The organism is Salmonella sp. NW1250 (assembly GCF_051812965.1).
GTDB lineage: Bacteria > Pseudomonadota > Gammaproteobacteria > Enterobacterales > Enterobacteriaceae > Salmonella > Salmonella enterica.
In genome coordinates this window covers 332,768-352,004 of record NZ_JAMNDD010000003.1, presented here as the reverse complement: position 1 = coordinate 352,004, position 19,237 = coordinate 332,768, and the positions used below count along the sequence as shown (strand labels likewise).

Sequence of the window (19,237 nt, the reverse complement as noted above, 5' to 3'; positions counted from 1 at the left end):
GAGTATCGGGTTAACGGCGTTTGATTTAGCACTTAGAACCGTCGCGCTCCTTAATAAGCTTTCACAAAAAACACAAAACAAAGCACAACAAATAAAACAATAAAATAACAATAAATTAATACTTATAGCGCTACAGAAAATTCGTATAAGCATATTTCATCTTTAGCGATGACATGAAAAAATAACCGCGCCGTGATTTTAATCAGTAAGGCGCCATCCTTTATTCGGTACATTTTTATACCACTTTTGTGGCTCTTATTTTTACTCTGGGTGTCGATAAGACAGGGGAAACAATGCTAACAGTTATAGAGCTCCTTATCGGAGTCGTCGTTATTGTAGGTGTAGCGCGCTACATCATTAAGGGATATTCCGCCACTGGCGTTTTATTTGTCGGCGGTCTGGTTCTGCTTATTATCAGCGCGCTGATGGGGCATAAGGTATTACCTGCCAGCGAAACCAGTACCGGCTATACCGCAACAGATATTGTTGAATACATCAAAATTTTGCTTATGAGTCGCGGCGGCGATCTTGGCATGATGATCATGATGCTATGCGGCTTTGCCGCCTATATGACGCATATCGGCGCGAATGATATGGTCGTGAAGCTGGCGTCGAAACCTTTACAGTACATAAACTCGCCCTACCTGTTGATGATTGCCGCCTATTTTGTCGCCTGCCTGATGTCGCTGGCCGTCTCTTCCGCGACGGGGCTTGGCGTACTACTCATGGCTACTCTCTTCCCGGTGATGGTCAACGTCGGCATTAGCCGCGGCGCAGCGGCGGCTATTTGCGCCTCGCCAGCCGCCATCATCCTCTCGCCAACGTCTGGCGATGTGGTTTTAGCCGCAAAAGCGGCGGAGATGCCGTTAATCGATTTCGCGTTCAAAACCACGCTGCCGATTTCCATCGCCGCAATTATCGGTATGGCGATTGCGCACTTTTTCTGGCAACGCTATCTGGATAAAAAAGAGAACATTTCACATGAGATGCTGGACGTGGCGGAGATTACCACCACGGCCCCGGCGTTTTATGCCCTTTTGCCGTTCACGCCCATTATCGGCGTACTGATTTTTGACGGTAAATGGGGGCCGCAGTTGCACATTATTACCATTCTGGTGATCTGTATGCTGCTGGCCGCCGTGCTGGAATTCGTGCGCGGCTTCAACACGCAAAATGTGTTTTCCGGCCTGGAAGTGGCTTATCGCGGCATGGCGGATGCGTTTGCCGGCGTTGTGATGCTGTTGGTCGCGGCGGGCGTTTTCGCCCAGGGGCTGAGCACCATTGGCTTTATCCAAAGTCTGATCTCGATTGCCACTTCTTTTGGCTCCGCCAGCATTATTCTGATGCTGGTCTTAGTGATTTTAACCATGCTGGCCGCGATGACCACCGGTTCAGGCAATGCGCCTTTTTACGCCTTTGTTGAGATGATCCCTAAACTGGCGCACTCCTCCGGCATCAACCCAGCCTATTTATCTATCCCAATGCTGCAAGCCTCAAACCTGGGGCGCACGATTTCGCCGGTCTCCGGCGTCGTGGTCGCTGTCGCCGGGATGGCTAAAATATCACCGTTTGAAGTGGTGAAACGCACGTCCGTTCCGGTCATCGTTGGTCTGTTGATCGTCATTATCGCCACGGAAATTATGGTGCCAGGCGCCTCTTCCGCCGTTACCGGCGGCTGATAGCCGGTAAGCCGGGGCGAGGGAAAACATCGCCCCGGCATCTTAAACCAGGCTTAGCCGCCGTGGTAAATACGCTGCGGCCTGCCCACTTTGCCATGAATAATCTCTGCGACAATCAGGTGCCGACTCGCGCAATATTCCAGGTAGCGTCGGGATGTGGTGCGGCTTATCGTTAAGGCCTGCGCGACCGTTTCAGCCGTATGGCGTACGGTTGGATCGGCAAACAGCTTCATCACCGCATTAAGGGTTAAGGCATCAATACCGGTCGGCAAATCCCCTTTCGGTTCGCCGCGCGCATAGGCGTTGAACATTTCATCTATCTGCTTCTGGCTTGCGCTATCCGCGCTCGCCAGCATACGTCTGCGCTGTTGATAGCGGGTCAGCGTCTGCCCCAAACGCTCATAAGCAATAGGTTTGACCAGATAATCAAACGCGCCGCTACGTACCGCTTCCGCTACCGTCTCCATGTCACTGGCGGCGGTCGTAAACACGACGCCGCCGGGATAGCGCGACTGCATTAATTCATGCAGCAGCGTAATCCCCTTCCCATCCGGCAGATAATTATCTAACAGAATTAATCCAGGTTTGAACCGGTCAATCATCATTCTCGCCTGCGCCAGATTGCCCGCCAGCCATATCTGGTTAAAGCCAGGAATATGGCGGATATATTCTGCGTGCATCTCCGCCAGCAGCGTTTCATCCTCAACGATCAATAGGGTTAATGGTTCTGTCATCGTTTTTTTTCACTTTCGGAAGGAATAAAGAAAATAAGGTGCCACAAGGATCATTGTCTTCCAGCGTAATGACCCCGCCACAGCGCCCCACATAACTTGCAATCAGATATAACCCGATACCATGCTCACCGGGTTCGTCGGTTCGGGTACTTACGCCCTGTTCAAAAATTTTTTCCCGCAGCGCTTCAGGAACGCCGCAGCCCTGGTCGGCGACCTCTATCACCACCTCGTCGCCCTCGTCGCTCAGGAAAAGTTCGATGGTCTTGTCGCCTTCCTGTGTACGTAAACTCGCCTCAAACGCGTTATCCAGCAGATTCCCGACGATGGCGGCGAACTCCGTGCTATCCAGCCCCTCCGGCAGTTGATGTAGCTGGCTGCCGGGAACAATCACCATCTTGAGCCCCAGTTCACGCGCGCGCTGAACTTTGCCAAACAGCAAACCGGCCACCTGACGATCGGCGAAGGCGCCGCGTAAACTATCAATAAGTTGCTGCTGCGCCTGCGACTCACCCTGCACCATCTCTCTGACCCGATCATACTCTTTCATTTGCAGCAGGCCGTTCAGAGTCGACATCCAGTTCAGGTGCTCATGGCGTAGCGTGCGCAGGCTCTCAACATACTGTTTAATCTGGGTTAGCTGCGCGTTCAACGTCGCGATTTCATCTTTGCTGCGAAAACTAATAATAGCGCCCAGCAGCTCCTCGCCGGAACGGATAGCCTCACGATTGGCGATGACGCTCAGGCCATTGAAGTTGGCCATCACGTCCTGGCGTCTTTCTGCGATCTGGCAGGTAAAAAAGTCTGCCGGATTGACGACTTCCGCTATCAGCTTGCCCAGCCACTGACGCCCCGGCGACGGCAGCCCCAACATTTTTCTCGCATTGCGGTTAATCGCAGTGATATGTCCCTCCGGATCAACGGCGATCAGCCCTTCATAAACCGAGCTAAATAACGCCTCCTGCTGGCGTACCACGCGCGCAATCTGTTTCGGCTCCATGCCCAGCATTTGTCGGCGGATATGCGCGGCGAAAAACCAGGAAAGCAGCATTAATACCACCAGCAACAGGACAAAAACCCCCGCCATCGGTAATAAGAAGTCCAGCCGCCAGGAGTCGATTTTACTGACCAGATAGCCAATTGAAACAACGCCGATCACGTTGCCTTCGTTGTCAAAAATAGGCGTTTTGGCGCGCATCGCCATCCCTATTGAGCCCTTACCGGTAATGAAATAACTTTCTCCTCTTTCCAGCGCGCCGGGTTTCGTAAACTGCATGGGATAGCCGATTTTTTCCGGATTCGGATGGTAAAGCCGGATCGAGTGGCGATCGCCTATCACCACATAGTCAAAATCCGTCCCGCGCTGCAGTTTATTCGCAATTATCGCCAGGCGTTTATAGTCCCGGTTTTTTACGGCAGCGATAATGCTGTCGTTAGAAGCAATAATTTTTGCCTGATTCATCGCCATATCACGAACATGGGACGCCAGATAATCTTCGAAACTGGCAGACAAATATTGTGCTAACGCTGCCACGATGAAAACAGAAACCACCAGAATGAGCAGAAAAATACGTAACGGAAACGCGAGTTGCCGAAAAAAAGGAAACAGCTTTTTATTTTTCTGATAGGACATTAAGGTTCCTTATGGGCATTTTTCTTCAGATTTATCGCAAATGTAATAAAAATGTTTTCAGCATCATGAAGCATATAAAAACCAATCGTTACAGATTCCCCACATTAAATCAATTAAACAACTAAAACCCACCGCCGGAATGGTGATTAAATTAATTAAAAAACTTAAAACCATAAAACACTTAAAAACCATCTAACGCTTTGTGAAATAAATCAAAATTTACCACCAAAATACTCCTTACGATGTATACGTCAGTGAGAAAAAATAAATAACTCGTCATAAAAATACTCCCACTCTGACTGAAAAGAAAAAGTTATCAAGTTGCAACACAGCGCAACATATACAGAAAAGTGGCAACAAGCATATCACCAGGATATTTCTTACTATGTTTGGCAATAATGTATTCACTCGGGTAAAACGCTCTGAAAATAAAAAAATGGCGGAGATCGCTCACTTTCTCAAAGAGAATGATTTAAGCGTCGATACCACTGTAGAAGTGTTTATTACCGTCAGCCGTGATGACCGTCTTATTGCCTGCGGCGGTATTGCCGGAAATATCATTAAATGCGTGGCCATTAGCGAATCAGTACGCGGTGAAGGCTTAGCGTTAACGCTGGCGACGGAATTGATTAATCTCGCCTGGGAACGGCACTGCACCCATCTTTTTATTTATACCAAAACGGAATACGAAGCGCTGTTTAAACAGTGCAGCTTTTCGACGATAGCCAGCGTCCCTGGCGTGATGGTCTTAATGGAAAATAGCGCGACCCGCTTGAAACGGTATGCGGAATCGCTGGCGACATTGCGTCATGAGGGAAAGAAAATTGGCTGTATTGTGATGAACGCCAATCCTTTCACGAACGGCCACCGCTATCTGATCCAACAGGCGGCGGCACAGTGCGACTGGCTGCATCTGTTCCTGGTCAAAGAAGATACATCACGCTTTCCCTATGAAGACCGACTCGATCTGGTCCTTAAAGGGACCACCGATATCCCGCGCTTAACCGTTCACCGCGGCTCCGAATACATTATTTCTCGTGCGACGTTCCCCTGCTATTTCATTAAAGAGCAGAGCGTCATTAATCACTGTTATACCGAAATCGACCTGAAGATTTTCCGCCAGTATCTGGCGCCCGCGCTTGGCATCACACACCGCTTTGTCGGTACGGAGCCGTTTTGCACCGTTACCGCCCAGTACAACCTTGATATGCGTTTCTGGCTGGAGACGCCAACGCTTCCCGCCCCACCCATTACGCTGGTGGAAATAGAGCGGCTTTGCTTCCAGGAGACGCCGATATCCGCCTCCTGGGTACGCAAGCTGCTGGTTAAACACGATCTCACGGCTATCGCGCCGCTGGTTCCCGACGCCACCCTGAGCTATTTGCAGGGCATGGTCGAACGCCATCCGGGCAGCGCGGCAGCCCGTCAAAAGTCCCCCGTATTAGCAACAGGTGAAAAATGAAAATAAACCAGCTAGCCGTCGCAGGCACGCTTGAGTCCGGCGATGTGATGATACGCATTGCGCCGCTCGATACGCAGGATATTGACCTGCAAATCAACAGTAGCGTTGAAAAACAGTTTGGCGAGGCCATTCGCGCCACTATCCTGGAGGTGCTTTCTCGCTACGACGTGCGCGGCGTACAACTGAACGTCGATGATAAAGGCGCTCTGGACTGCATTTTGCGCGCCCGACTGGAAACGCTACTGGCGCGCGCCAGCGGTATTGCCGCTCTGCCCTGGGAGGATCGCCAATGATTTCCGCCTCTCTGCAACAACGTAAAACCCGCACCCGCCGCAGTATGTTATTCGTACCGGGCGCCAACGCGGCGATGGTGAGCAATTCGTTTATCTACCCGGCCGACGCGCTGATGTTCGACCTGGAAGACTCCGTTGCATTACGCGAAAAAGACGCGGCGCGCCGTCTGGTATATCACGCGCTGCAACACCCGCTTTACCGTGACGTCGAAACCATTGTCCGCGTGAATGCGCTGGACTCCGAATGGGGCGTCAACGATCTGGAAGCGGTCGTGCGCGGCGGCGCGGACGTGGTGCGTTTACCGAAAACCGACACCGCGCAGGACGTCATTGATATCGAAAACGAAATTCTGCGCATTGAAAACGCCTGCGGTCGCGAACCGGGCAGTACCGGCCTGTTAGCCGCCGTGGAATCGCCGCTGGGTATTACCCGCGCGGTAGAAATCGCCCACGCCTCTGAACGGTTGATCGGGATTGCGCTGGGCGCGGAAGACTATGTTCGCAACCTGCGCACCGAACGCTCTCCGGAAGGCACCGAACTGCTGTTCGCCCGCTGCGCCATTTTGCAGGCCGCGCGTTCCGCCGGCATTCAGGCCTTCGATACCGTCTATTCCGACGCCAACAACGAAGTCGGTTTCCTGCAAGAAGCCGCCCACATTAAACAGTTGGGCTTTGACGGTAAGTCACTGATCAACCCCCGCCAAATAGAACTGCTGCACAACCTTTATGCGCCGACGCGTAAAGAGGTCGCCCATGCACGTCTGGTCGTTGAAGCCGCAGAAGCCGCCGCCCGCGAAGGTCTCGGCGTCGTTTCCCTTAACGGCAAGATGGTCGACAGCCCGGTGATTGAACGCGCCCGTCTGGTGCTCTCCCGTGCAGAACTTTCCGGTATTCGCGAAGAATAAGGCAAAAAAATGACGCAGAAAAATGAATCTCAACGCCAGGATCGCGTAGCCGCCTGGAGCCGTCACGCTGAAAGCGAACTGAGCGCTTACCAAAGTGCGGCAAAATTGGATCTACAAGCGCAAAAACCGCGCGACCACAAACTGTGCGCCAGCCTGGAAGAGGCCATCCGCCGTTCCGGTTTACGCGACGGCATGACGCTCTCTTTTCACCACGCGTTTCGCGGCGGCGATCTGACGATTAACCTGGTGATGGAAACCATCGCGAAGATGGGCTTCAAAAATCTGACCCTGGCCTCCAGCTCGCTGAGCGACTGCCACGCGCCGCTGGTTGAACACATTCGTAACGGGGTGGTCAGCCGCATCTACACGTCAGGCCTGCGCGGCCCGCTGGCGGAAGAAATTTCTCGCGGCCTGCTGGCTGAGCCGGTTCAGATTCACTCCCACGGCGGTCGTGTGCATCTGGTACAAAGCGGCGAACTCAATATTGATGTTGCGTTTCTTGGCGTGCCCTCCTGCGATGAATTCGGTAATGCTAACGGTTATACCGGCAAAGCCTGTTGCGGTTCACTGGGCTACGCGATGGTGGATGCCGACAGCGCGAAGCAGGTCGTGATGCTGACGGAGCAACTGCTGCCGTATCCGCATAACCCGGCAAGCATCGCTCAGGATCAGGTTGATCTGATCGTGCAAATCGAAGAAGTCGGTGATGCAAACAAAATCGGCGCTGGCGCGACCCGCATGACCACTAATCCGCGTGAACTGCTGATCGCCCGCAGCGCGGCGGAAGTCATTGCTCACTCCGGCTACTTCAACGAAGGTTTCTCCCTGCAAACCGGCACCGGCGGCGCATCGCTGGCGGTCACCCGCTTCCTGGAAGACAAAATGCGTAGCCGCAACATTGTGGCTAATTTCGCGCTGGGCGGTATCACCGCCACCATGGTCGACCTGCATGAAAAGGGCTTAATCCGCAAACTGCTTGACGTGCAGAGCTTCGATCGTAACGCTGCGCAATCTTTGGCCCGCAACCCGAACCATATCGAAATCAGCGCTAACCAGTACGCCAACTGGGGCTCTAAAGGCGCTTCCGTCGACCGTCTGGACGTGGTGGTGCTGAGCGCGCTGGAAGTCGACACCCACTTCAATGTTAACGTGCTGACCGGCTCCGACGGCGTTCTACGCGGCGCGTCCGGCGGCCACTGCGATACCGCCGTCGCGGCGGCGCTGTCCATCATCGTCGCGCCGCTGGTGCGCGGTCGCATCCCAACGCTGGTTGATAACGTCACCACCTGCGTCACACCAGGCTCCAGCGTTGACATTCTGGTCACCGATCACGGTATCGCCGTCAATCCGGCGCGTCCGGAGTTGGCTGAACGCCTGAAAGCAGCGGGAATGAAAGTGGTATCGATTGAGTGGCTGCGCGAACGCGCGCAACTGCTTACCGGTCAGCCCCGCCCTATCGAATTCACCGACCGCGTGATTGCTGTCGTGCGTTATCGCGACGGTTCAGTGATCGATGTGGTGCATCAGGTGAAGGAATAAGCCATGCGCCTGTTTCCTGAACTCGCCACCTGTCACGACGTTTCTATTCCTGAGCTGCTCGCCAGCCGGGATGAGAGACAAGCAAGACAGCGCGCCTGGCTAACGCGCCACGCCACTCCACTGGTCTCCTTTACCGTGGTGGCGCCAGGCCCGATAAAAGACAGCGCGTTAACCCGCCGGATCTTTAATCACGGCGTGACTGCCCTGCACACGCTGGCAGAAGAGTATGGCTGGACCATCCGGGAGCAGGCTGCACTGGCTTCCGCCAGCGGGCCGGAAGGGCTGCTGGCGATTGACGCGCCCGCTCAGGCGCTCAAACAGGCGACCATCGCGCTTGAACAGCGTTATCCACTGGGGCGCCTGTGGGATATCGATGTCCTGACGGCGGAAGGCGAAATACTCTCCCGCCGCCATTTCGCGCTTCCCGCCCGCCGCTGTCTGCTGTGCGGGCAAAGCGCGGCTGAATGCGCGCGGGGTAAAACCCACGCGCTGACTGATTTACTGACTCATATGGAGGCGCTGCTGCATGATGCCGATTCCCGCCAACCCGACTAACGCCTCCATTCAGCCTCAGTCGCTGTATGACGCCTGGGCCGATTTGGCCTGGCGCGCCATGCTGACCGAGGTAAATTTATCGCCAAAACCCGGTCTGGTAGACCGACTAAACTGCGGCGCACACAAAGATATGGCGCTGGTGGATTTTCACCGCAGCGCGGAGGCGATTCGACACTGGCTGCCGCGCTTTATGGAATATGGCGCCAGCTGCACGCGCCTGCCGCCAGAGTCAGTTCTGGCGGGCCTGCGTCCATTGGGGATGGCCTGTGAAGCAGCGATGTTTCGCGCAACGGCGGGCGTCAATACCCATAAAGGCAGCATTTTCTCGCTGGGGTTACTGTGTGCCGCCATTGGCCGCCTGTATCAGCTACGCCAGCCGATCGCTGCAGAAACACTCTGCGCTACCGCCGCCGATTTTTGCCGCGGCCTGACCACGCGCGAACTGCGCCAGAACAACCTACAGCTCACCGCAGGTCAGCGGCTGTATCAGCAACTGGGATTAACCGGCGCGCGCGGCGAAGCGGAAGCGGGCTATCCGCTGGTCATCCGCCACGCGTTGCCGCACTACCGCGCATTGCTGGCGCAGGGGCGCGATCCGGAACTGGCGCTGCTTGATACCTTACTGCTGCTGATGTCGCTTAACGGCGATACCAACGTCGCGTCGCGAGGCGGGGCGGACGGTCTGCGCTGGTTACAGCAGCAGGCTGCGGTCTTATTACATCAGGGCGGCATACGGACGCCTGACGATCTCGTTTATCTCCACCGGTTCGATCAGCAATGCATTGAACGCAATCTCAGCCCAGGCGGTAGCGCCGATCTGCTGATCGTGACCTGGTTTTTAGCGCAAATTTCGCAAGTTAATCATTAACACAATTATAGAAAATATCCTTTCCGGAGAGTCATTTATGTCTTTATCCAAAGATAATATATGGAAGTTGTTGGCCCCATTAGTGGTGATGGGCGTCATGTTGCTAATTCCTGTTCCAGATGGTATGCCGCCGCAGGCCTGGCACTATTTTGCGGTTTTCGTCGCGATGATTGTCGGTATGATCCTGGAGCCGATCCCGGCGACAGCGATCAGTTTTATCGCCGTAACCATTTGCGTTATCGGCAGCAATTACCTGCTATTTGACGCTTCAGAACTGGCCGATCCGGCGTTTAAAGCCAGTAAACAGGCGCTGAAATGGGGGCTTGCCGGTTTCTCCAGCACCACGGTCTGGCTGGTTTTCGGCGCGTTTATTTTCGCGCTGGGCTACGAAGTGACCGGGCTGGGGCGCCGCATTGCGCTGTTTTTGGTAAAATTCATGGGTAAACGTACGCTGACGCTCGGCTATGCGATTGTCATTATCGATATTTTGCTGGCGCCGTTTACTCCCTCCAATACGGCTCGTACCGGCGGGACTGTCTTCCCGGTCATCAAGAACCTGCCGCCGCTGTTTAAATCGTTTCCAAACGATCCTTCCGCACGCCGCATCGGCGGTTATTTGATGTGGATGATGGTGATCAGTACCAGCCTGAGCTCTTCGATGTTTGTCACTGGCGCGGCGCCAAACGTGTTAGGTCTGGAGTTCGTCAGTAAGATCGCCGGCGTCCAGATTAGCTGGCTGCAGTGGTTTCTCAGCTTTCTGCCGGTAGGGATTATTTTACTGATCGTTGCGCCGTGGCTCTCCTATGTGCTTTATAAACCTGAAGTGACCCACAGTGCGGAAGTCGCGGCCTGGGCTGGCGGAGAGTTAAAAAACATGGGGCGTCTGTCCCGCAAAGAGTGGACGCTGATTGGCCTGGTGCTGCTTAGCTTAGGATTGTGGGTTTTTGGTGGAAAAATCATCAACGCCACTGCCGTGGGTCTGCTGGCCGTCTCGCTGATGCTGGCGCTGCATGTTGTGCCGTGGAAAGACATTACGCGCTACAACAGCGCCTGGAACACCCTGGTGAACCTCGCTACGCTGGTGGTCATGGCTAATGGCTTAACCCGCTCCGGCTTTATTGACTGGTTCGCCAATACCATGAGTACACATCTGGAAGGTTTCTCGCCGGATGCAACCGTCATTGTACTGGTACTGGTGTTCTATTTCGCGCACTACCTGTTCGCCAGCCTTTCCGCTCACACCGCGACCATGCTGCCGGTCATTCTGGCGGTGGGTAAAGGCATTCCGGGCGTTCCGATGGAACAACTGTGTATTCTGCTGGTGCTGTCTATCGGTATCATGGGCTGTCTGACGCCGTATGCCACCGGCCCTGGTGTGATTATCTACGGCTGCGGTTACGTGAAATCCAGAGACTACTGGCGGCTTGGCGCAATCTTTGGCGTTATCTATATCGCGATGCTGTTGCTGGTGGGCTGGCCGATTCTGGCAATGTGGAATTAAACATTACGCCAACGTAGGTTAAAAATGATGCCGTTCAGGTTCACCTGAGCGGCATTTTTTATGATTAAATGGGTAACATTCATAATGTGTATAAATTATCGAATTCATCATGAACACAATATGGCATTACAGTCCGCTGCTGGCTGTCCTCTTAACCCCAATTTTTGCCGCCAACGCCGACGAACTTCAGGCGCAACAGTACGGTGATTTCACTGACTATGTGCTGGCGCTTTCCTGGCAAACCGGTTTTTGTCAAAGCCAGCATGAACGCCGCCATCGGGAACCCGATGAGTGCCGTCTGCAAAAAGAGCCAGCCAACAAAGCAGACTTTCTGACCGTTCACGGCCTGTGGCCTGGATTACCCAAATCTATCGCCGCACGCGGTGTTGACCAGCGACGCTGGCAGCGCTTTGGTTGTGCGACGCGGCCAATCCCGAATCTGCCTGAAGTCAAGGCCAGCCGGAAATGCTCTGCCCCCGCCCCCGGACTTTCGCCTGACATCGCGGCAGCGCTTAAGGAAGTGATGCCCGGCGCGGGGGGGAATTCCTGTCTGGAGCGCTACGAATATGCCAAACATGGCGCCTGTTTCGGGTTTGATCCCAATGCCTATTTCGGCACCATGATACGGCTGGATAAGGCGATAAAAGACAGCGCGCTGGGGCAGTTTCTGGCGGATAATTACGGCAAAACCGTTAGCCGCGCTGAGTTTGATAGCGTCGTCGCACAAATGTGGGGCCAGGATAATGTCAAAGCCGTTAAAGTAAACTGCCATGGCAATCCCGCCTATTTAACAGAGATTCAGTTTTCATTAAAGGCGTCGATGATTAACGCGCCGCTCTCCTCTGCCTCATTCCTGCCGCAGCCGCATCCCGGCAACTGCGGGAAACAGTTTATTATCGATAAAGCCGGTTATTGACGAAGCAGAGGTTTAAAACCGTAGCCACATTTGAGAACACGCCCGAATGTAGACTAAAATTCACTCAGGGCTATGACGTTTGAGGATTTACCCGAATGTGAACTAAATCACTTCAAAGACGGGGTAAGTCTCAGTATCATCATGAGAGTTAAACCCTCGCCGCCAGACGGTGAGGGTTTTCTTTTGGGACCATTTACCTGCACTACTCGCAGTATCGATGACATGGAGTAAGAAATGTCCAGACCCACTATTATCATTAACGACCTTGACGCCGAACGTATTGATCGTCTTCTGGAACAGCCTGCGTATGCGGATCTGCCGATTGCCGACGCGCTCAACGCCGAACTGGATCGCGCGCAAATGTGTTCGCCACAAGAGATGCCGAACGATGTCGTCACCATGAACAGCCGCGTTAAATTCCGCAATTTGAGCGATGGTGAAACACGCGTGCGGACGCTGGTGTATCCCGCCAATATGACGGACAGCAGTACCCAGCTTTCGGTAATGGCGCCCGTCGGCGCGGCGTTGCTGGGACTGCGCGTCGGCGACACCATTCACTGGGAACTGCCGGGCGGCGCCTCCACCCATCTCGAAGTGCTGGAACTCGAATATCAGCCTGAAGCCGCGGGCGACTTCCTGCGTTAAACCATCTGCATAAGCGTTAATGCGTTTACACAGAGGATGCCTGCGCATCCTCTTTCCGTTAGCCCTTTCATTTCTGCCTGCTTCAGACAACGCCGCCTGGCATCGGGTTGATGACTCCCGTCGCCTGTTTCTGCGCCGCTTGTGCCGACGTCGCTCCCGGCACCAGGATAACCTTCCGGCACTCTTCTTCGCGTTTTTCGAAAATTTCGTAGCCGCGCGCCGCCTCTTCAAACGGCATATAGTGCGTGACAATCTCCTCCGGCTTCAGCAACCCTTTTTCAATAAGCGGTAATAGTTCCCCCAGCCACGCGTGAACATGGGTTTGACCCATTTTAAAAGTTAGCCCCTTATCAAAGGCGTCGCCGAATAAAAAGCCGTGAATAAAACCGGCATACACGCCGGGCACGCTGACCACGCCGCCGCGTCTGACCGCCGCGATACATTGTCGCAGCGCTTTGCCGCTGCTGCCTTCCAGTTTAAGGTTCGTCAGCACCGTCTCCGTCATGCTGCCTTTCGCTTCAAAGCCTACGGCATCAATTACCGCGTCCACGCCGCGGTGGCCTGCCGTCTGCTCGATGATTTTTTCCGCCGGATCGTTCTCATCATCGAAGTTGATCGGTATCGCGCCGTAACGTTCTTCGGCGAAACGCAGGCGCCAGGCGTGGTGATCAACGACGAAGATCTGCTCCGCGCCCAGCAGTCGCGCACAAGCGATAGTCAGTAATCCTACCGGCCCTGCGCCAAAAACCGCCACGCTGGAACCTTGCTGAATCTGGGCATTTTTTGCCGCCTGCCAGGCGGTAGGCAAAATATCAGAAAGAAACAGCGCCTTATCGTCAGATAACAGCGGCGGCACCTTAAATGGACCGACATTACCTTTTGGCACGCGAACATATTCGGCCTGTCCGCCGGGAACGCCGCCATACAGATGGCTATACCCAAACAGCGCCGCCGGTGGCGGGATCTGTTTTTTATTCATCGCCGCGCCGTGTCCGTCGTTAGTGTTTTCACACGCTGAATATTGCTGTAGCCGACAGAAAAAACAGTCACCACAGGCAATGACAAACGGGATAACGACCCGATCCCCTTTTCGAATATTCTTCACATCATGTCCGGTTTCCACCACCTCGCCCATAAACTCATGGCCGAAAATATCGCCATGTTTCACCTGTGGGATCTTGCCGCGATAGAGATGCAAATCAGATCCGCAAATCGCGGTGGCGGTAACACGCAAAATGATATCGTCAGGCTGCTCAATGCCGGGATCGGGTACGTTTTCAACCTTTACGTGATGTGGACCGTGATACGTCAATGCTTTCATGCAGCCTCCGGGGTAACGGTGAATGTCACGTTCGACTATAAAAGGGTAGCTATCCCGGAGAGACTGCCGGCAAAACAGGCGGCTTTAGGATTTTTCCTGGAAAATACACGACTTTTTTAACATCAGGTTGCCGTAATATTTAAAATTGCCAGACAAATAGCAGAAAGAAACATTATTATATGCTTGAATAAATTCAGTATTGATTAACAGGGAGTAACGGGTATGTATAAGACAATCATTATGCCGGTTGATGTTTTTGAAATGGAACTTAGCGATAAAGCCATTCGCCACGCTGAGTTTCTGGCGCAACAGGATGGCGTCATTCATCTGTTGCATGTACTGCCTGGGTCCGCGAGCATGAGTCTGCACCGCTTTGCCGCCGACGTGCGTCGCTTTGAAGAACATTTACAGCATGAGGCGGAAACGCGTCTGCAAACGATGGTGGGACACTTCAGTATCGATCCTTCACGAATTAAAACGCATGTTCGCTTTGGTAGCGTGCGCGATGTCGTCAATGAGATGGGCGAAGAACTGGATGCGGATGTCGTGGTAATCGGTTCGCGTAATCCGTCCATCACGACACACCTGTTGGGGTCTAACGCCTCAAGCGTGGTGCGCCATGCGACGCTGCCAGTATTGGTTGTGCGTTAACCCTGGTGGCTAAAAACTGACACGCCCTGCCAGGTCACGCCTGGCAGGGCTTTTTACTGCATCATCGTTAATACAAATGCCCGATATTCACAATAGTACTCACCGTGTCGCCAAAAAAGACCAGCCGGCTCAGAAATACGCCAACGAATAACAAGACGAACAGGAGTTTCGGGCGCGAATCACCGTGACGGCTGGCGACAAAAGCGAGCGCAAGGCAAACCAGGCTTGCCAGATAAAACGGGGAAGCCAGCCATGAACGCGCCGTCATCTGCATGACCGTTCCCCCGCTTAACCACACCAGCGGCGCCGCGATAAGTACCGCGATACACACCACAATTCCCTGGCGTAACGCAGGAACGGCAGGCCTGAGTCTTAACAGCGGAATCGCCGCGCACCCCATGACCCATACCGTAATAAAAAATAACAGCATGGTAAATCCATTAGCGATAGCTACCATCGCTGGCGCGGCGTAGGTCATCCCCTGCACCGCCACCAGTAACACGCCGAACACGGAGGCGATAAGAGCCATCGCTTTATGTCCCTTTGCCAGGAACGTTACGCCGACCGCTGCGCCAAACAACGTGGCGCCAAGGATTTCCCGACTTAACCAGGCATGTCGCAGGTTAATCAGCGCATTATAAGCGCGATCGGGATGCGCCAGATGCAGAATCGCGGCAATAGACGCCAATGCCAGCACCAGCCCGGTGGCCAACCAATAGAAACGCTGGCCTTCCACTTCACCACGCAGCGTACGCCATGTCAGTACCAAAGCCATCCCGACAGACATCTGGCTTAATACCGTAAAAAACACCAGCGGCAGTTCATATTTTTCCATTACTTGTCCTCCGGCTGCTTAGGCTGGCGCGCCAGAATAAAGCGCGTTCCTGGATTGAGCTGTGGCATATGCGGGAACCCTGGCGGATACTGCACCGCATTATCGGGCACAGGATCGGCATCCAAATCGATAATCGACAAGGCGCCCACCGGACAGGCGTTTACGCACGCCGGATTCATACCGATATCAAGACGCTCGTAGCACATACTGCATTTTTCCGCTTTACGCGTCTCTTCATTAAAACGCGGCGCGCCATAAGGACAGTTACGAATACAGTTTTTGCAGCCAATGCAGCGCTCAGGGTTATGCACCACCACCCCATCTTCACGTTTGGTATAGGCTTCGACCGGACAGGCGGCGACGCAGGCCGGATGTTCGCAGTGGTTACAGGCCAGCGAGTAAAACGCCCGCTCTTCATGTGGATAGATGTCTTTATCCAACGGATAAACGTAGCGCCAGAAGCGATCCGGCTCCAGTTGGTTAAAGCTTTTACACGCCATAGCACAGCCGCGGCAGCCGATGCACTTATCGCTATTCACTAAAAACGCACGTCTCATGCTACGGATTCCCCTTTACCGATCAATACAACGTCAGCAAACTGACTGTGGATAGCGGCGCCCGGCGCGCCAGTTTTCATCAGCCCCATATCAGCAGGCGTATCGGCCACGACGTTTTGCACGTTGTACTGCCGTTTCGGGAACCACGCTTCATACATCACCAGAAAATCTTCCGGCACGTTGGTGGTGACTTTTGCCCGCAGCTCAACTTCACCGGTGCCATTGAAAACTTTGACCAGATCGTTCTCGCTGATGCCTTTTTTCTGTGCGGAAGAAGGATGGATATAAACGAACGGTTCCGGGTAGAACACCTGCATCCAGTCCAGGTTGATAAACTGCGAGTGCAGGCCAAACTGCACGTGCGGCGTAAACAGATGGAAAGGCAGTTTGCTCTCGGCTTCCGGTTTGTATTCCGGCAGCGCGGTGTGGCCGTTTTTCTCCGCCAGTTCAGATTTAAATTCATACTTGCCTGACGGCGTTTTGAACTTGCGATCGTACCAGGCGGCAGAGCTTGGCAGGATCGCTTTTTTTGGCCCGTCCAGCAGATCGTCCCAGGACGAGATGCCGAACATTTTCGCCATACCGTCGTTGAACTCCTGATCCAGCCAGCGCTTGTGATCGAACTCTTGCGGGAAGGTACAGGAACCCGGCGCCATCTTATTAATGGTGCGCGACAGCATGGTCGCGATTTCGAGATCGCATTTTGCTTCATACATCGGCTTAATCGCCGGCTGATTAATGGAAAGCCAGTAGTGCCAGTAAGAAGCATCCACGTTCCACTCTTCAAACGCGGTGGTAACGGGCAGCACGATATCAGCGTGTTGCACCGTTTCGTTGAAGAACTGATCGGCGCAGACCACCATTTCCAGTTTTTCAAACGCTTTCTTCATCTTGCTGCGATCGAAATCCTGGGCAAACGGGTTTTTACAGGCGACCCACAGCATACGAACCGGCGGATCGTTGGCCTCCAGAATCCCCTGCGCCGTCTGGTTAATATTCAGGGAGCGATCGGAGTACTGCACGGCGTCGCTGCCAGCGGCAGCCCCGAATTCACTGGTGGTGCCCGCCGCTCCCGGTATGCCAATAGCGCCCTCCGGCGGCTTCTGCAGCATGGCGTTATAGTTAAAGCCCCAGGTATGCAGATGGCCATAACGCGCGCCGCCGCCTTCGACACCGATGTTGCCGGACATAGCGACAAAGGCATCGATAGCGCGAACGTTGGCGCCGCCGTTGACATGACGCTGCATCCCGTAACCAATCCAGACCGTGGCCGGCTTAACCGCCGTAAACTCTTCCGCCAGCTGGCGAATGACATCCGCAGACAGGCCGCAGATTTCTGCCGCCCATTCCACGGTGACGTTATTGCGCAGATAGGCTTCAAATTCCGGATAGCCATGAGCATCGTTGTTGACAAAATCCTGATCCACCAGGCCTTTATCCACCAGATGACGCGCCATTCCCAGCGCCAGCGCGCCGTCTGAGCCAGGCCGCACGCGCAGGTAGAGATCGGCTTTGGCGGCAGTCTGCGACAGCAGCGGGTCGATAACCACGACCTTCGCCCCTTTCTCGCGCGCCTGATAGATGTACTTCATGCTGTGCATTGAGCACCAGGCCGGGTTGGCGCCCCAGATAATGATGTATTTCGCTTTCACCATATCTTCCGGGTCGTTACACCACATGTCGCCCATGTCGTAGTTTTGCGCGTCGATACCGGCAGGCCAGCACGGCGTACCGGCAAAACGGGTGGTATAGCCAAGCGAGGACATCATCCCTTCAACGGCATAGTTCAGCACACCAAACTTACCGGAATATTTGGTCAGCGCCAGACCGAGCATAGAACCGTCTTTTTTCTTAATCTCCAGCATCTTGGCGGCAATGCGCTGCATCGCCTCTTCCCATGAGATGCGACGCCAGTTGCCGCTACCGCGAACGTCCTGCGCCATGGGATATTTAATACGATCGGGGCTATAAACCCGGCGCGGATAGCTTAACCCTTTGACGCAAGGGGTACCGTGAGTAAATGTTGATTCCGGCGCACCTTCCACGAAAGTAATGACCCCGTCCTTTACCCACGTCTTGAGGCTACAGGTGTCATAGCAGTTACGCGGACACGCGTTACGATAAATTTTGTACGTTTTAGGGTTAAAGGGAACAGGCGGCTGCGCAAGCGCGCATCGGGAGGTCAGTAATCCTCCGGGTAAAGCCGCAACGGCGCCCAGTGCCACTATCCCCTTTAAAAAAGAACGTCTGTTCAGATGTCCCGTCTCATTACTCATATTGATACTCTCGTTTTAATTCATCAAGCCAATAAAATAAGATGTCCGCCACCGTATATAACGTGGTCGTTTGTGCATGAGTTTTTATTTTTTCGATATATAATGGCACCCACTTTGTTAAATAGTTATTGATATATTGAGTGAGAGTAGATCGGTATTGTGACGTTTGCCGGGTATTAGCCAGTAATAGTGTGGTCAATTCCAGCACGCAGGAAATATGATCGTCAGGAATATTGCTCTCCTGATTAACCGATAATCCCAACGCTGCCATAAACTCCCGTATCTCCAGCGTCGCCTTTCCCATCACCAGCGCATCCTCTTCCAGATACACTGAAGCGAAAGGCGCAGCCAGCAGCTTGCCAGGACCGACGAATAGCGCATTAAAGTCATACTCCGCCTCCAGCCACGCCCGATCGGTAAGGTTTACCGCAGCAGTGGGATTTAATCTCACGTAGGCAGATTTCAGTGAACGACTATCATGAGAATTAAAAAAATCACGCAATGTAAGCCCTGTTTTTTCTAATTCCGTCAGTGATTCATAGATTGAATCCATGAATAAATAACCTCACATACAAATGCAATATAAATCAAGAAAAAAGAATGGGCATGTTAGCGGAAGCGCTTAATCTTTCTTTGATAAAAAAACAGAAAAATTCCAGTTAAATCCGTAGAAGGCTTTTTTATTGTTTCAAAGTTTAAAAACAGAAGACCGTTGAAATAAGAAACCGTCTGTTATTAACAGACGGTTTCAGAGTATTGATAATGAAGAATGTGTTTTACCCAGCGGCGTTCCCCGGGCATAAACACCGCAGGCCCGAATAGCTTACACTATCGGGCCGTTTACGATGGCCAGTTAACTGACCTTGCAGG

At 53.5% G+C, this 19,237-nt stretch carries 18 protein-coding genes; 11 read left to right on the top strand and 7 right to left on the bottom strand.

From position 1 onward, the window contains the following. Window positions 1-293: 293 nt before the first annotated feature. On the top strand, window positions 294-1,679 hold the full coding sequence (gene dcuC / locus NBA72_RS07245; RefSeq protein ID WP_000958619.1) for an anaerobic C4-dicarboxylate transporter DcuC: 1,386 nt from the start codon (window positions 294-296) through the stop codon (window positions 1,677-1,679). A 53-nt stretch (window positions 1,680-1,732) separates the two neighbouring features. Here dcuC and dpiA read toward each other — a convergent pair whose 3' ends face one another. Both dpiA and dpiB read right to left on the bottom strand, forming a co-directional pair. Then, the gene (gene dpiA / locus NBA72_RS07240; protein WP_000138786.1) at window positions 1,733-2,413 is read right to left on the bottom strand and encodes a two-component response regulator DpiA; all 681 of its coding nucleotides are present in this window, start codon (window positions 2,411-2,413) and stop codon (window positions 1,733-1,735) included. After that, entirely contained in the window at window positions 2,382-4,043 is a 1,662-nt protein-coding gene (dpiB, locus tag NBA72_RS07235) for a sensor histidine kinase DpiB (RefSeq protein WP_023205726.1), read from the bottom strand. The genes dpiA and dpiB overlap by 32 nt, the downstream gene beginning before the upstream one ends. A gap of 385 nt (window positions 4,044-4,428) precedes the next feature. On the opposite strand from dpiB, the gene citC reads away from it, so the two are divergent. From citC to rnk, 9 genes are all read left to right on the top strand, one after another. After that, window positions 4,429-5,505, top strand: a complete 1,077-nt coding sequence (citC, locus tag NBA72_RS07230; RefSeq protein ID WP_079981033.1) for a [citrate (pro-3S)-lyase] ligase — start codon at window positions 4,429-4,431, stop codon at window positions 5,503-5,505. After that, entirely contained in the window at window positions 5,502-5,798 is a 297-nt protein-coding gene (gene citD, locus NBA72_RS07225; RefSeq protein WP_000700679.1) for a citrate lyase acyl carrier protein, read from the top strand. Before citC ends, citD begins: the two co-directional genes overlap by 4 nt. Beyond that, window positions 5,795-6,703 carry a citrate (pro-3S)-lyase subunit beta gene (gene citE / locus NBA72_RS07220; RefSeq protein ID WP_042948042.1) on the top strand — a complete coding sequence of 303 codons (909 nt, stop codon included), beginning with the start codon at window positions 5,795-5,797 and terminating at the stop codon, window positions 6,701-6,703. The genes citD and citE overlap by 4 nt, the downstream gene beginning before the upstream one ends. Before the next feature lie 9 nt (window positions 6,704-6,712). Further along, window positions 6,713-8,242 carry a citrate lyase subunit alpha gene (gene citF, locus NBA72_RS07215; RefSeq protein ID WP_000192323.1) on the top strand — a complete coding sequence of 510 codons (1,530 nt, stop codon included), beginning with the start codon at window positions 6,713-6,715 and terminating at the stop codon, window positions 8,240-8,242. Window positions 8,243-8,245: 3 nt separating this feature from the next. Then, entirely contained in the window at window positions 8,246-8,797 is a 552-nt protein-coding gene (gene citX, locus NBA72_RS07210; RefSeq protein ID WP_001236064.1) for a citrate lyase holo-[acyl-carrier protein] synthase, read from the top strand. Continuing rightward, window positions 8,769-9,665: a triphosphoribosyl-dephospho-CoA synthase CitG gene (gene citG, locus NBA72_RS07205; protein WP_042948043.1), complete on the top strand. Its 897-nt coding sequence runs from the start codon at window positions 8,769-8,771 to the stop codon at window positions 9,663-9,665. Before citX ends, citG begins: the two co-directional genes overlap by 29 nt. Window positions 9,666-9,702: 37 nt before the next feature. After that, window positions 9,703-11,166 (top strand): citrate/succinate antiporter CitT, encoded by a 1,464-nt coding sequence (citT, locus tag NBA72_RS07200; RefSeq protein ID WP_000059029.1) that lies wholly within the window; start codon window positions 9,703-9,705, stop codon window positions 11,164-11,166. Between the two features lie 109 nt (window positions 11,167-11,275). After that, the gene (gene rna / locus NBA72_RS07195) at window positions 11,276-12,082 is read left to right on the top strand and encodes a ribonuclease I (RefSeq protein ID WP_001092585.1); all 807 of its coding nucleotides are present in this window, start codon (window positions 11,276-11,278) and stop codon (window positions 12,080-12,082) included. A 234-nt stretch (window positions 12,083-12,316) separates the two neighbouring features. Further along, entirely contained in the window at window positions 12,317-12,727 is a 411-nt protein-coding gene (gene rnk, locus NBA72_RS07190; protein ID WP_000089748.1) for a nucleoside diphosphate kinase regulator, read from the top strand. 82 nt (window positions 12,728-12,809) lie between these two features. Here rnk and NBA72_RS07185 read toward each other — a convergent pair whose 3' ends face one another. Then, window positions 12,810-14,048 carry a zinc-dependent alcohol dehydrogenase gene (locus NBA72_RS07185; RefSeq protein ID WP_000646118.1) on the bottom strand — a complete coding sequence of 413 codons (1,239 nt, stop codon included), beginning with the start codon at window positions 14,046-14,048 and terminating at the stop codon, window positions 12,810-12,812. A 222-nt stretch (window positions 14,049-14,270) separates the two neighbouring features. Between NBA72_RS07185 and uspG the strand changes: the two genes are divergently transcribed. Beyond that, on the top strand, window positions 14,271-14,699 hold the full coding sequence (gene uspG, locus NBA72_RS07180; RefSeq protein ID WP_000278499.1) for a universal stress protein UspG: 429 nt from the start codon (window positions 14,271-14,273) through the stop codon (window positions 14,697-14,699). Between the two features lie 67 nt (window positions 14,700-14,766). Here uspG and NBA72_RS07175 read toward each other — a convergent pair whose 3' ends face one another. The 4 genes from NBA72_RS07175 to NBA72_RS07160 are packed head-to-tail and all read right to left on the bottom strand — an operon-like array spanning window position 14,767 to window position 18,920. Next, the gene (locus tag NBA72_RS07175) at window positions 14,767-15,534 is read right to left on the bottom strand and encodes a dimethyl sulfoxide reductase anchor subunit family protein (RefSeq protein WP_000417104.1); all 768 of its coding nucleotides are present in this window, start codon (window positions 15,532-15,534) and stop codon (window positions 14,767-14,769) included. Then, complete coding sequence (locus NBA72_RS07170) at window positions 15,534-16,091, bottom strand: 4Fe-4S dicluster domain-containing protein (RefSeq protein WP_001250381.1); 558 nt, start codon at window positions 16,089-16,091, stop codon at window positions 15,534-15,536. Before NBA72_RS07170 ends, NBA72_RS07175 begins: the two co-directional genes overlap by 1 nt. Beyond that, window positions 16,088-18,367: a molybdopterin-dependent oxidoreductase gene (locus tag NBA72_RS07165; protein WP_000064317.1), complete on the bottom strand. Its 2,280-nt coding sequence runs from the start codon at window positions 18,365-18,367 to the stop codon at window positions 16,088-16,090. Before NBA72_RS07165 ends, NBA72_RS07170 begins: the two co-directional genes overlap by 4 nt. Further along, complete coding sequence (locus NBA72_RS07160) at window positions 18,360-18,920, bottom strand: TorD/DmsD family molecular chaperone (protein WP_000377444.1); 561 nt, start codon at window positions 18,918-18,920, stop codon at window positions 18,360-18,362. Before NBA72_RS07160 ends, NBA72_RS07165 begins: the two co-directional genes overlap by 8 nt. Window positions 18,921-19,237: the final 317 nt, after the last annotated feature.